We start from the raw sequence: 14,034 nt of genomic DNA, 5'->3' as shown, positions 1-14,034 counted from the left end.
GAAATCAAGTGCATTTTTGTGGAGAAGGCATTTGAAAATAAGCTGCTAAAAAGTACTTAATGGAAGCTTGCCAACATTAGCTTGTCACAATGAAATTGGGAGCAAGCTAATGTTGTTGTAAGCTTCCATTTAAATTTTCATAGTCCTAAGAAACAAAAATGTATTTGATTTTGGTAAGTTATCAAATAACTCTAAGTTGCATGCTAGATATCTGTAAAATTCATTCTGAAACTGAATTTTGCTTTATATTGCTTTCAATATTCCTATTACCATGATTCAAAAATGCATTTAGAATTACGGCAGTTACTGATGCCGAAACTATACCACTACTAAAAATGGACTTGAAAAATGTTGGTGTTTGGTCAAGTAACGTAGGTACAGCAGTAATTCCAAGTCCTATACCAATAGAGCAAGCAACAATCATCATATTTGCATTATTATTAAAATCTACACTTTGAAGCATTTGAAAACCTGCGACTGCAACCATTGCAAACATTATTGTTGTAGCTCCGCCTATAACAGGCTGAGGAATAATAGTAGCTAATGCTGCAAATTTAGGAATCAATCCTAGTGAAATAAGAATAATACCAGATGCTATAACAACAAAGCGGCTTTTTACTTTACTTAAAGCTAAAAGTCCTAGGTTCTGATTGAATGTTGTATATGGGAATGAATTAAAGATACCTCCTAAAAATGTTGAAATTGCTTCTGCTCTAAGTCCACGTACAATATCCTTTTCAGTGATAACCTTTTCACAGACCTTGCCAATTCCAAGAAATGTACCTGTTGATTCAATCATTACTGTTAACATAACGAATGTCATCATAATTATTGAACCAATATCAAATTGAGGTAATCCAAAATTAAAAGGATGAACAATACTTATCCATTTTGCATTTGTTACTACTGAAAAATCTACTTTTCCCATAAATGCAGCAACTATTGTTCCTAAAATAATACCATTTAAAACAGAAATTGCTTGAAAAAATCCCCTTAGAAATTTATTAGATATTAAAACAATTATCATTACAAATGATCCTAGTATAAGGTTGTCTACACTTCCAAAATCTTTAGCTCCTGAACCTCCACCAATACTAGTGACTCCTACATTTACTAAAGAAAGACCTATCATTGTAACTACTGTCCCTGTTACAACAGTAGGGAAAAACTTTAATATCTTTCCATACAATGGCGCTACTAATACAACAATAATTGCGGCTACTATTATAGAACCATACGCTGTTTGCATTCCTAAACTTTTACCAATAATAATTAGTGGACCAACTGCAGCAAATGTACAACCTAAAATTGCTGGCAGCTTAATACCAACATACGGACCTATCCCAATTGCCTGTATTAAAGTTGCAATACCGCAAGTAAATAAATCTGCAGCCACCAAAAATGCTAATTGCTCGGGTGTTAGACCTACAGCACTGCCAATTATTAATGGTACTGCAACTGCACCTGCATACATTGCTAGTACATGTTGTAATCCTAAAATAGCAAGCTGACTTACTGGTAGCATTTCATTTACTTTGTCATCTTTTTTAATATTATTTTGTGACATAATCAACCTCCTCAATAAAATTTAGTATTAATTAATGTTAAAAAATTAACTTTCCCTAAATTATTTCAATTAGCACTTCCATAGTTCCACCACATGCCATACCTTCAGATTCAGCCACATCACCGGTCATGTCAACTTGCTCTATATAAAAACCTTTTTCTCGCATAATTTCTCTTGCCTTTTGCAATACACCAGATTCACTGCATCCTCCGCCTATACTTCCGATAGTTCTGCCATCAGGATAAGTCAACATTTTAGCTCCTGCTTTTCTCGGAACTGATCCTTTAGAAGACAGTATAGTTATAAGTGCTTTAGGTTCTGATGATTTTTTAGATATATTTTCTAATATTTCTGCATCAAACTCTGGAATGGCGAAATTTTTACCAAACTTACTCATAGAACCCTTATTTTTAAAGCTTATAAGCTGTGCTACTATAGAAATAGCTATTTCATCTGGAGTGATAGCATATATATCTATACCTATTGGAGCATTAACCAATTCAAGCTTTTCTTTAGAAAAGCCCTCCTCTAATAGCTCGCTTCTCATAGCATTTACTCTGCGCCTTGACCCTATCATTCCAACATAACTAAGGTCATGATTTAAGACTTTACGCAAAACAACTCCATCATATCTATGCCCTCTTGTTATAATAACTACATAATCGGACTTCTTTAAGTTAATTAAATCAAAGGATTTCTCGAAACTTTCACAAATAACTTTTTCTGCTTCAGGAAATCGCACTGTATTAGCAAAGGAAGGTCTATCATCTATAACCGTAATAGAGAAACATGCTCTTGATGCAAATTCTGATAAAGGTTTTGCTATGTGACCGCCACCAAAAACAATTAAACGTGGTTTAGGGATGAATGGTTCAATTAAAATAGTCTCATTTTCTTCTATATTAAAAGATTCAAGTTTCCCACTTTCTAAACAACTACATATTTTTTCGTAAATATAGTCATTAAGTGAAAGAGACTTTTTTTCTATATCTTCCTTTGTTAAGATAACTTTTCTGACAATGGAACCTTGTCTTGCACTATGCAAATCAAGATAAGTTAACATTACGCACTGATTACGGTTGTTAACTTCAATTAATATTTGCTTGTATATGTCTTCAAACATTTTTTCACCTTCCACCGTAAATATTCTCTTAATAATATTCTCACCATTCTCTTATCACTTTTTATAAATCTATCGTAATATTATTCCATTGTTGCAATGACTTCTATTTCAATAACTGCGTCCATTGGTAATTTAGCAATTTGAACGCAACTTCTTGCTGGTGGATTTTCTTTAAAATATGTTCCATAAACTTCATTTACTGCTGCAAAATCATTTAAATCTTTTACAAATACAGTTGTTTTAAATACTTTCTCCATACTTGTTCCTGCTTCTTCTAATATGGCTTTACAATTTTCTAAACTTTGTTTAGTCGCTGTTTTTATTTCAGTTTCTAAAACTTTTGTTTCCGGATTTAATGGTAGTTGACCTGAAGTATATACTAATCCTTGAACTACCACTCCTTGGGAATATGGTCCTATTGCTGCTGGTGCCTTTTGAGTATTAATTATTTTTTTCATTTTTAATTCTCCTAATCTTGTTATATTTTATTTTTTATTACACTTACTTTTAACAAAGATGTTCATTTCCAAAATATCTTTTGATTAAATTCTATCCCATAGCTTTTGACTTACTTTTCTAGCTTCATTTAATATTTCATCTTCATTAACATTAAGAAGCTTACCATTGCTAACTAAAACATTTCCATTTACTATAGTTGTATCCACAGATTTTCCCATCATTCCAAATAAGATATGTGAATTGTAATTACTTTCATTCATTGGTGTTAATGGATTGTAATCTACTATTATCACATCTCCATTAGCTCCTCTTTCAATAATTCCAAATTTTCCTGCAAAATGCCTTTCTGCAATACTCCCATTATTCTCAAATAGCATTAAAGGTACTTCACCCCAAGCTACTGATGGATCTTTTAAATTATGCTTATGAATTATATTTGCAACCTTCATGGATTCAAACATATCTTGAGTATAACCATCTGTTCCAAGTCCAACAGTTACACCTTTCTTTATAAGTTCAATGGCTGGTGATACACCTACTGCATTGCCCATATTTGATTCAGGATTATGCACTACAGACGTATTTGTATTTAAAAGTAATTCTTGCTCATTTTCATTTGCATGTACACAATGTACTGCAATTGTTTTTTCTCCTAATATATTAAAATCATTTAGTCTTTCTACTATTCTCTTGCCATACTTTTCTACACATTGCTCTTCATCTGCTAATCCTTCAGCTACATGAATATGATATCCGCAATTTAATTTTTCAGCTTCCTTTACACATTTTTTTAAGGATTCATCAGATAGTGTAAAGCTTGCGTGCATTCCAAATATTGCAGACTTCATATTATCATGCTTTTCATTGCAATAATTTATATAATCCACATTTTCTTTAATTCCCTTTTCTAAAACTTCTTCTCCATCTCTATCAGATACTTCGTAACAAAGCGAAGTTCTTATCCCAAGTTCTTCTGCTACATTTCCAATTGTAAAAAGGCTGTCTTTAACAGCATTTGGACTTGCATGATGATCAAAAAATGTTGTTACTCCAAACTTTAAACTATCCATTAATGTTGTGTAAGCACTATACTTTATATCTTCTAAAGATAAGTTTTTATCTAATCTCCACCATAAATTATTTAATATATCTAAGAAGTTTTTAGATGTTGGACCATCTAAATTCATACCTCTTGCAAAAGCGCTATATATATGTCCATGAGTATTTATAAGACCCGGCATGATAACTTTTCCTTTTGCATCTATATATTCTGCTTCCTTATATTTATCTAAGATATCACCAGTATTTCCATAGTCAATTATCTTACCATCATTTATAACTAATGCACCATTTTCAAAAAATGGATTTTCCTTGTTTTGAGTTATTAGTCTTCCATTACCTACAATTTTCATAAAAACTCCTCCATACCTTTTTATACCAGCTTTCGCCTTTTTTTATTTTGAACTCTACTTTGGTATTTATCTGATGTCTAGCCGCTGTAACACTCCCACAATATATGAAACTCCTCTTCCTAAAGTCAGATGAGTAAGCGATTCACACTAAATCATAGATTTAGGTTCTCTGCTTAAGTGGGAGATAGGTGATAGTCCAAAAGTGATGCTCCAAATCTTGTATTTGGTCAGCAGAACTTTCTCTGTGAGCATCTTGTATTTGGTTACTCGAACTTATGCAAATCACATTAGTGATTGTATAACAGCGGCACTACCCTAGACGAGGTACCCCTTGAGGGTACATTGTGACCCCTGAGGTTATAAGTTCAACTAAGATTCATATGGGGATCAACCCCCACCTAAATCAAGTTTCACTTTATAAAACATTCATTGTGACCCAATTATTAATATTTACCATCCCAAACTATTTCTCTATATTTCTCTGGATCTGTATCTCCTTCTGTACTAAATAAAAGCACTTTAGAATTTTCATCTAACTCTAAAGCTTCTTTTAAATCTTTATATTCATCATTAGTCATAATTTCATATAAAGCACCAGTCGTTACTGCTCCTGATTCACCTGAAATTACAGCTGTATCTCCCTTTAATGGATTTCCAAGAATCCTCATTCCTTTAGCAGCTACCCAATCAGGGCATGAAATAAATGCCTTTGAATAATTCTTTAGTATGGTAAAACCAATTGTGTTAACTTCTCCACAAGCAAGTCCAGCCATAATTGTTTGCATATCTCCACCAACTGCTCTTGCTTCCCCATCATTTGCTATTGCTGATTTATAGTAACAATCAGCAAGATTCGATTCTACTACTACAGTTTTTGGGCAGTCGTCTCTATATTGCGAAGCAAAGAAACCTTGAACAGCTCCTGCGAGTGATCCAACACCAGCTTGTACAAAAATGTGAGTAGGCTTTAAAACATCAAGTGCTTTTAATTGTTCACTTGCTTCTAAAGCCATTGTTCCATACCCTTGCATTATCCATGCAGGTATTTTCTCATAGCCTTTCCATGCAGTATCTTGAATAATTACACCATTATATTCTTCTGCATATTTATTTGCAATTCTTACGGCATCATCATAATTTAGTTCTGTAATACTAGCTTCTGCGCCTTCTGCCTTTATGTTACCCAATCTTTTAATTGAGGAACCCTTTGGCATGAAAACTACTGATTTTTGATTCAACCTATTGGCTGTCCATGCAACTCCTCTTCCATGATTACCATCTGTTGCTGTTACAAAAGTTATATCTCCAAGCTTATCTTTAACTTCCTTACAAGTCATTTTTTCATATGGTAAATCGTCTATATCCTCACCTAACTTTTCTGCTAAATATCTCCCCATGGCAAATGAGCCGCCTAACACTTTAAATGCATTTAATCCAAATCTATAAGATTCATCCTTTAAATATATTCCTCCCAATCCAATCTTTTCAGCTAACTCTTTTAAATCTATTAATGGTGTTTCATCATATTCTAAAAAACTTTCATGAAATTTCTTTGCCTTTGATACTTCTTCTTTATTAAGAAATTTTACACTTTCTTCTTTATCAGTTTTAGGCAACGTATTTTCTTTCCATAATATTTTTTCCATTATAATTCCTCCTATTAAATTAATTCTTATCTTACTAAAAGTTTAATTACTTTATGCTAAGGCAAATTAGCTTGTTATTTTTTTGAATTTGCCCAAATATCACTTCTTCTGCTAGATCAAAATATTGATCTAAATCAAATTTCCCCTCATCAATTAAATATTGCAGTGAAGCACCTAGCATTAAAGACACTGCTAAGTACGGTAACATGTCCAAATTCATCATATCTTTATCTTCGATTTGATCACCTTTATATAAAACTTCACGAATATTGTCACGCCAAATTTCAAATGTATTTTTAAATTTTAGTTTTATTTCTTCATTTACTGTTCCTTGCACCCAATAATCAATCTGGGTATAATCAAATTCCTTTTTGTTGAGAATATCATTCTTTTTTTGATCAAAAAAACCTCTGATATTTTCAACTACACTTTTATTTTCCAAATTAATATAATTCTTTCGATCATTAGAAAATTCTTCTTGTATCTTATCTAAAAGAGAAATCAATATATCATTTTTAGATGAGAAATGATAATGTAAATTTGCTTGACTCATATGCGCTTCATTGGCAATCATATGCATACGAGTACCACTAATTTTCTCTTTTGAAACCACTTTCATTGTAGCCTTTAGTATTTTTTCTTTAACGTCACCAGACATAATTAATCCCATCTTTCTTGTAACATTTTATTATGTAGAAATTTATGTTTATCCAATTGATTTTCCTCTTATCCAATAATTACCGCCTGTAAACTTTCACAATAGTGAATATTTCAAACTTACAGATACTTGTTCTATCTTTAATAGAAAATATCATATCAGCTGAACTAGGTGCTATAGCTTGTTTTAGGCACATAAAAATAAATAACAAGTCCAAAGTTGCTATGATTACTTTTTGAATGTGGCTTATTAAATCTAAACACCTAGTTACCTTATTTGGCACAGACATTTTAACTTATCTCGCAAGTTTTGCGATTACTATTGTTTTAACTCATAATATGCTTCCTAATAATCATTAACTGGTATATAAGTTACTATTCCATAGCTTTATTCAAAGGGAAGTAAAATATATCTAAGAATGAATAATACTGCAAGTATATACACTATTGGATGGATTTCTTTTTGTCTGCCTGTAGCTATTTTTGTTATTGGATAAAAAATCATAGCAGCTGCAATTCCATTAGCTATACTATAAGAAAAAGCCATTAATGATATAGCAAAAAAGGCTGGAACTGCTTCTGTAAAATCGCTGAAATCTATATTAACAATTGCTGACATCATTAAAACACCTACTATTACAAGGGCTGGAGCTGTTGCTTGTCCTGGAACTATACCAACAAGGCCTGAGAAGAATAATGATAAAATAAATAATATTCCCACTACTGTTGAAGTAAGTCCAGTTCTTCCTCCTTCTGAAACACCAGCTGTAGACTCAATATATGTTGAAATGGTACTTGTACCTAAAACTGAACCAGCAGTTGTTGCTACTGCATCACAAATCAATGCTTTTTTCATTCTTAAAACCTTACCATTTTCGTCAACCATTCCTGCTTTTGTAGCTGTACCTACAAGAGTTCCGATAGTATCAAAAAGATCAACTAAGCAAATAGTTATAACAACCATTATAACGCTAAGAAATGCGCCTCCTATTGATGTGCCGCCTTTTGAAAAAAGTCCTGCAAAATCAAATGCTGCAAACGTAGGAGCAAGTGATGGTGGTGCACTGAAAACATGTAAATTTTCAAGTGATGTGATTTTGAATGGAATTCCTATTATTGTAGTTGAAATTATTCCAATTAAAATTGAACCCTTAATACCCCTAGCCATTAGAACAGCAGTTATTATGATTCCTATTATAGTAAGCAGTGTTCCTGGATTTGCAAAGTTTCCGAATCCAACTAATGTTGCTGGATTTGACACTACTACACCACCAGATTTCAATCCAATAAGAGCTATATAGAGTCCAATACCTCCAGAAATTGCATATTTTAGATTTTGAGGTATTGCATCAACTATCTTTTCTCGTATGGATGTTACTGTAATAAGTATAAATAATACACCTGACATGAATACGCATGATAAAGCCTGATGCCATGTAAAACCTAAGGTTAAACATACAGTATACGTAAAAAATGCATTAAGACCCATACCAGGAGCCTGAGCAAAAGGAAGATTTGCATACAGCCCCATTATTAATGTGCCAATGGCAGCTGCGAGACAAGTAGCTACGAAAACTGATGATACTATTGGATCAGAGCCTACACTAAACTGTGCTGCTGCATCTCCTACTGCATTTGCAGAATTCATACCAGCTATTTTTAATATATTAGGATTAACAAATATAATGTATGCCATTGTAACAAAAGTAGTAATTCCAGCAAGTATTTCTGTCTTTACATTTGAGTTATTTTCTTCCAAGTGAAAATAACTCTCCAAAAATGATGGTTTTTGTTTGGTTACATCTTTTTTCATGAAATGTCCTCCTTAAAATTATAGCTAGTGTTAGGCACATTCAAATAAATAACAAATTCATGTGCCTTATTGTTGTTTCAATTTTCTAAATCCTTGCCATACACTCCCCCTCTTGTAATGGTACATAACCTCTTCGCTTGCTATCAATTTAATTTTTAATACTAAGGCACATTCAAAAAATGACAAGTCCATTTACTAGCCTATTTTCCATCATTAAAGGAGGTTAAATTGCATGCGCAATTTAACTAAGTTCGAGAAAACAAATACAAGATTTGGACTCTCACTTATAATAGACCCACTATGAGGGCAATTTGCCTCCTTGCCTGACGAAAAATATCCATGGCATCTTTGGACTTGTTATTTATTTTCACATGCCTAAAGCATATAATCATACTTATCTATGCACGTTTGAATTAGACTAGCCATTTCTTTTGAAACTGCTGATTGCTGCGAAGCAGTATAACTTATAATATCGCTTTCTTCAGTTCTTACTAGACAAATACCTTTTTCTAAATTTTCAATAAAGAATCCTTTGTTATCACTATTTTCAAAATCGTCTTTACTCCAAAAAACTGTTATTTTATCCTTATATGGATTTCCTTTATGAGGACAAAAAATACCACAGTTACCGCACTCATTGCACATACCATCTAAATGTATAATCTGATGATTAGAAACAAAATCACTGTTTACATTAATCATTACGTTTGCTCTATTAGGACAAACATCAACGCATAATTCACAAATTTTCTTGCACCCTAAACATCTATCAGCTTCTTCTTCACAAGACTTTGAATCTCCTAATCTTCCCTTCCTTCCATATAATATCTTTTCATCAGTACAATAATCTTTTTCCTTAAAATCAGAACTTAAACCTTCTTTTGCTAGAATATCTTTTGTAACTATTTTTGCATCCGCTATTGCATTAACAATTGTAGATGGACCTTTTTTTAAATCACCAATGATATATACATTTGCAATATTTGTTTCTAATTTTTCGTTAACAATAGGAAATTCATTAGAATCCAAATTTATTTCATTTTGTCTTAATAAATTACTATCAATTTTTTCACCTGTTGCTATAATAACTGTATCTGCATCTAATGCTGTTATTTCTCCAGTACCTACAGAACTTCTTCTTAAGGATGCATCTCTATCACCTAAAATCATTTTTTCACAAGTAAGTTTTCCATCATTAATAGAAATTGGCGTAAGGAGTTCTTTAAGTAAAATACCTTCAGAAATAGCAAGTTCTATTTCTTCATTATCCGCTGGCATATATTTTTTGGTTCTTCTATATATAATAGAAACCTCTTCAACACCACTCACTCTTTTAGCTGAGCGTGCTGCATCCATGGCAACATCTCCTCCCCCAATAACACAAACTTTTTTACCTAAAGCAATCTTTCCTTCTTTTTTCTTATATTTTTCTAAAAATGAAATAGCATTAATTGCTTTATTATCGCAATCGCTTAATGAAATTTTTCCAGGTTTCCATGCTCCTATGGCCAACACTACATAATCATATTCCTTTTTTAATTCCTTCAAATTGATATTTTCATCTATACAAAATTGAAATTTTACTCCTTGCTTTTTAACCATTTCCAAATCTTTTTTAATCATTTCAGAAGAAATTCTAAACTCAGGTATAACATGTTCTACAACACCCAATGCACTCTCCTTTTTATCCCTTACAGTAACATCTACACCATTTCTTCTTAAGAAAAGAGCTAATGAAAGACCTGCAGGACCAGCTCCAATAATAACAACTTTTTTCCCGGTTCTAATATCTGTTGGCTCAATAGACTCAATAAATTTATCCTGTGCATTTAAAACTGCAATTTGTTTTAAATCTCTGATTGAAACAGATTCATCATAATCAATCCTAGTACATTTAGTCTGACATTTATGATTACAAATAGTTGATGTAATAGCCGGTAACGCGTTATCTATCGCAATTATTGAAAAAGCCTCATCATATTTTTTTTGTCCTACTAAAGCTGTATATTGTGGGATTTGCTGATTAATTGGACATCCTACAGAGCAAGGTGCAACTGCACAATCATAAAACTGAAGGTTAGAATTAAGTTTTCTGCTATTAACAAGTCGTAGTTCTTTTCGATAATGTTTATCATTAATAGTTTCCTTGACTATGTCCTCCAGAATTTCTACATTAATTCCAGAAATTTTACCATTAAGCTGCTTCTCAACTTTTTTAGCCATTTGAGTTATTCTTTCGTAACCACCTGGCTTTAAGATAGATGTTGCAAATGTTATTGGACTAATTCCTGTAGATAATATTTTATCAATATTAAAGAAGTCAGCCCCACCTGAATAAGAAATTTGTAAATCACCATTAAATTCTTTAGCTAATTTGCTTGCTAAAGATATAGATAGTGGAAATAATGCACGTCCAGACATATACATTTCTTCTCCTGGTAATTCATTATTAGTAATTTTAGCTGGCAGTGTATTAGTTAGTTTAACTCCTATTTCTAAATTTAAGTTATTTGCGACCGCCTTCAAACGTTTTAGCATTGCAATTCCATCTGAGTACTGCAAATCATTTGTAAAATGATGCCCATTAAGAACTATATAGTCATAACCCATAGCTGTTAAAGTTTCTTTAACAAACTTTTCTCCTAGTAATGTAGGATTCATTTTAATATAAGTATTTAATTTCTTTTCTTCAAGAAAATAGCTAGCAATGCTTTCAATTTCATTAGCAGGACAACCATGAAGTGTTGAGATCGTAATAGATGAACAAATAGTTGGTGAAATTTTTTCCAAATCTTCCTTTGTAAATTCAGAAAACATTTCTATATGAGAAAGAAGTGCTTCTTGACATTCTGTCCAAATTTTTGTAGACGATGCGTTTTGCATCCCTTTAATATAAGTATCAATTTTAGAAGATTTTATGCCTTTCAAGTCATATCCCACGCTCATATTGAACATAAAATCTCTTTCCTTTGCAAATTTGAGCTCTTTCATTAAGACATGAAGTAAAAACCAGGCTTTTACATATTCATCAAAGGCTTCTGATACCTTTAATTCTGTAGACCACTCTACATTGTACCCCTCATCTTGTGCATTGATGCAAGGTTTAGACACTGTAATATCTTCTCCATCAATAACTTGTACTGTTTTTAATTCAATAAAACGACTTCCAGTTAAATATGCACAAACAATATTTTGTGCTAATTGAGAATTTGGGCCTGCTGCCGGTCCAAGTGGTGATGAAAGTTTCTCATTAAATAACGTAATTGATTTTCCAGTTTCATTATAATAAAATTTATCTTTATGCACGCCAAAAATAGATTCTTTTTCTTTTAACTCTCTAGTAATCCAAGTTAACATTTTTTCAAAAGGAATGCGTTGCATTTTATCACTCATAAATAATCCCCCTATTTTCTATTTTTTCTGTTTAAATTATAGATACCCCAGCTAAAATCTGAACTTATGCGTATGTCTCATCGAAATGAATAACATACTTTTGTTCCAGTTTCTAGGTAATTTTGATGGGTGATTCTAAGGCTATAAAGTTGTACCCAAAGTGCTGGCCTCAAAGAACAAGCTTTGAACTAGCACATTTGGAACAACTTATAGCCAAAGAATCACATCCATCAAAATTACCAATGAAACATTCTACAAAAGTATATTAATCATTTCTGGTTGGAAGATATTTCATAGTCTAAGTGCAGTTTATGATTGTGATATCTATAACTGAAATAAATATAAGTCAATACTTATTAACTAGTTAATCAAATTTTAGCGTAAAAATATTCAATATTGTTTCGGTTCTTCTATCTTTTTACCTGCTACATATATTTCCTTAATATTTCTGTCATCACCTGTATAAATAAATTTTTCTAGTCTTTCTTCTACTGACAATGGCTTGAAGATGGATAGACTGCTATCGTCAATAATTAAGGCATCAAATTCATATCCTTCTTCAAAACTTCCCACTTTACCAAAAAACTTTCCTCCACCCTTTGTTGCTAAATATAATAATTCTGCTGTGGTTAGAGGCTTGTCTGATTTATTACTTTCTAGCCATTTTAACTTTGACACCTGAGCACAACTAGCAATTACATTCGCCATCGATACACTATGTCCACCTGATATATCTGTTCCAAGTCCTATGTTTAACCCTTTTTTCATCAATTTTCGAATAGGTGCAATACCACTTGATAAATTGTTATTTGAATTAGGACAATGGGCAATGAAAGCTTCTTTTTTCACCATTAGTTCAATTTCTTCTTCTTCTAGCCAAATACAATGAGCCATTATAGTAGGAAGATCACCAAGCAATCCCGCTTCATTATAGACACTTGCATAGTTTTTTAATTTAGGATGTAGTTTTTTCACAAAACTAATTTCGCTCAAATTTTCACTCAAATGAGATTGCACTGGAACATTATATTTTTTTGATAATTCCCCAAGACTTTTTAAGAGCTCAAAGCTGCATGTTGGAACAAATCTTGGTGTAATAATAGGTTTCACTAATTCATATTTTTTCCCATATTCATCTAATAGTTCTTTAGTATTATGAATGGATTCCTCTGCACTTTCTAATAAATATTCTGGTGCATTTCTATTCATATTAACCTTTCCTACATATGCACCTAATCCTGCTTCTGCAAACAAATCCATTAATAACTTTGTTGAATTCTTATGAATGGTAGCAAAAACGCAAGATCTCGTAGTGCCATATTTCCATAAACTTTTTACAAAAGCAGAATACACTTTTTTTGCATAGTCTATATCTGAATATTTTTTTTCTTCTGGAAAGGTGTATGAATCTAACCATGGCATAAGTTCCTTATCTAGTCCTAATCCTAGATTTGGAAACTGTGGTGCATGTGAATGGATGTCAATAAATCCTGGTATTATAAGTGCATGCCCATAATCTAAAATCTTTAGTTTACTGAATTTTTTAGGCAGCTCTTTATAAACACTTTTAACAAATTTACCATCAATAACAATATATCCATTTTCAAATATTTCATACTTACCTAATTCTTTAGTAAAAATAATATTGCCTTTAACAATATACTCATCTTGCATCACAAGCCCTCCTAATAAGGCACATTCAAAAATATAATTTTCTTTCATGTACCCAAAATATACATTACCAATGATCAAAGGGTCACTTTTATAAATTAAATATAAATTTTTAAGGAAACGTTTACCGTATTGTCAATTTGACGAACTAGTCCTTTCTTGTTTTTATTATCACTAACTGACTAGTTGATCAATTTCAATTATATTCCATATATTGGTATTTTTCAATTAATTTATATATTTAAGTAATACATTTCATCTAATCTTATTTATTTTATATATGAGTTCTATTA

General features: G+C 31.9%; 9 protein-coding genes. All 9 read right to left on the bottom strand.

Annotated features, from left to right (window positions below):
* Positions 1–220: 220 nt before the first annotated feature.
* Complete coding sequence (locus F3K33_RS09875; protein ID WP_039773854.1) at positions 221–1,567, bottom strand: nucleobase:cation symporter-2 family protein; 1,347 nt, start codon at positions 1,565–1,567, stop codon at positions 221–223.
* A gap of 55 nt (positions 1,568–1,622) precedes the next feature.
* Positions 1,623–2,690 carry an XdhC family protein gene (locus tag F3K33_RS09870; protein WP_023976428.1) on the bottom strand — a complete coding sequence of 356 codons (1,068 nt, stop codon included), beginning with the start codon at positions 2,688–2,690 and terminating at the stop codon, positions 1,623–1,625.
* An 80-nt stretch (positions 2,691–2,770) separates the two neighbouring features.
* Complete coding sequence (locus F3K33_RS09865; protein ID WP_039773855.1) at positions 2,771–3,148, bottom strand: RidA family protein; 378 nt, start codon at positions 3,146–3,148, stop codon at positions 2,771–2,773.
* A gap of 84 nt (positions 3,149–3,232) precedes the next feature.
* Positions 3,233–4,561 (bottom strand): putative aminohydrolase SsnA, encoded by a 1,329-nt coding sequence (gene ssnA / locus F3K33_RS09860; protein ID WP_039773856.1) that lies wholly within the window; start codon positions 4,559–4,561, stop codon positions 3,233–3,235.
* A 443-nt stretch (positions 4,562–5,004) separates the two neighbouring features.
* Positions 5,005–6,207: a diaminopropionate ammonia-lyase gene (gene dpaL, locus F3K33_RS09855; protein WP_039773857.1), complete on the bottom strand. Its 1,203-nt coding sequence runs from the start codon at positions 6,205–6,207 to the stop codon at positions 5,005–5,007.
* A gap of 46 nt (positions 6,208–6,253) precedes the next feature.
* Positions 6,254–6,865: a TetR/AcrR family transcriptional regulator gene (locus F3K33_RS09850; RefSeq protein WP_023976432.1), complete on the bottom strand. Its 612-nt coding sequence runs from the start codon at positions 6,863–6,865 to the stop codon at positions 6,254–6,256.
* 387 nt (positions 6,866–7,252) lie between these two features.
* Positions 7,253–8,677, bottom strand: a complete 1,425-nt coding sequence (locus F3K33_RS09845; RefSeq protein WP_012058205.1) for an NCS2 family permease — start codon at positions 8,675–8,677, stop codon at positions 7,253–7,255.
* A 375-nt stretch (positions 8,678–9,052) separates the two neighbouring features.
* Positions 9,053–12,070 (bottom strand): putative selenate reductase subunit YgfK, encoded by a 3,018-nt coding sequence (gene ygfK / locus F3K33_RS09840; protein ID WP_039773858.1) that lies wholly within the window; start codon positions 12,068–12,070, stop codon positions 9,053–9,055.
* Between the two features lie 390 nt (positions 12,071–12,460).
* Positions 12,461–13,744, bottom strand: a complete 1,284-nt coding sequence (gene guaD, locus F3K33_RS09835) for a guanine deaminase (RefSeq protein WP_039773859.1) — start codon at positions 13,742–13,744, stop codon at positions 12,461–12,463.
* Positions 13,745–14,034 lie beyond the last annotated feature (290 nt).

The organism is Clostridium beijerinckii (assembly GCF_008705175.1).
In the GTDB taxonomy this organism is placed as follows: domain Bacteria; phylum Bacillota; class Clostridia; order Clostridiales; family Clostridiaceae; genus Clostridium; species Clostridium beijerinckii.
Note: the sequence above shows the minus strand (reverse complement) of the source record. Positions and strands in the feature narration are given on the sequence as shown.

Excerpts from the sequence above, each read along its gene's own strand:
- F3K33_RS09845 (WP_012058205.1), bottom strand. The coding sequence starts at position 8,677 with ATGAAAAAAGATGTAACCAAACAAAAACCATCATTTTTGGAGAGTTAT.
- F3K33_RS09870 (WP_023976428.1), bottom strand. The coding sequence starts at position 2,690 with ATGTTTGAAGACATATACAAGCAAATATTAATTGAAGTTAACAACCGT.
- guaD (WP_039773859.1), bottom strand. The coding sequence starts at position 13,744 with ATGCAAGATGAGTATATTGTTAAAGGCAATATTATTTTTACTAAAGAA.
- F3K33_RS09850 (WP_023976432.1), bottom strand. The coding sequence starts at position 6,865 with ATGTCTGGTGACGTTAAAGAAAAAATACTAAAGGCTACAATGAAAGTG.
- F3K33_RS09875 (WP_039773854.1), bottom strand. The coding sequence starts at position 1,567 with ATGTCACAAAATAATATTAAAAAAGATGACAAAGTAAATGAAATGCTA.
- ssnA (WP_039773856.1), bottom strand. The coding sequence starts at position 4,561 with ATGAAAATTGTAGGTAATGGAAGACTAATAACTCAAAACAAGGAAAAT.
- ygfK (WP_039773858.1), bottom strand. The coding sequence starts at position 12,070 with ATGAGTGATAAAATGCAACGCATTCCTTTTGAAAAAATGTTAACTTGG.
- F3K33_RS09865 (WP_039773855.1), bottom strand. The coding sequence starts at position 3,148 with ATGAAAAAAATAATTAATACTCAAAAGGCACCAGCAGCAATAGGACCA.
- dpaL (WP_039773857.1), bottom strand. The coding sequence starts at position 6,207 with ATGGAAAAAATATTATGGAAAGAAAATACGTTGCCTAAAACTGATAAA.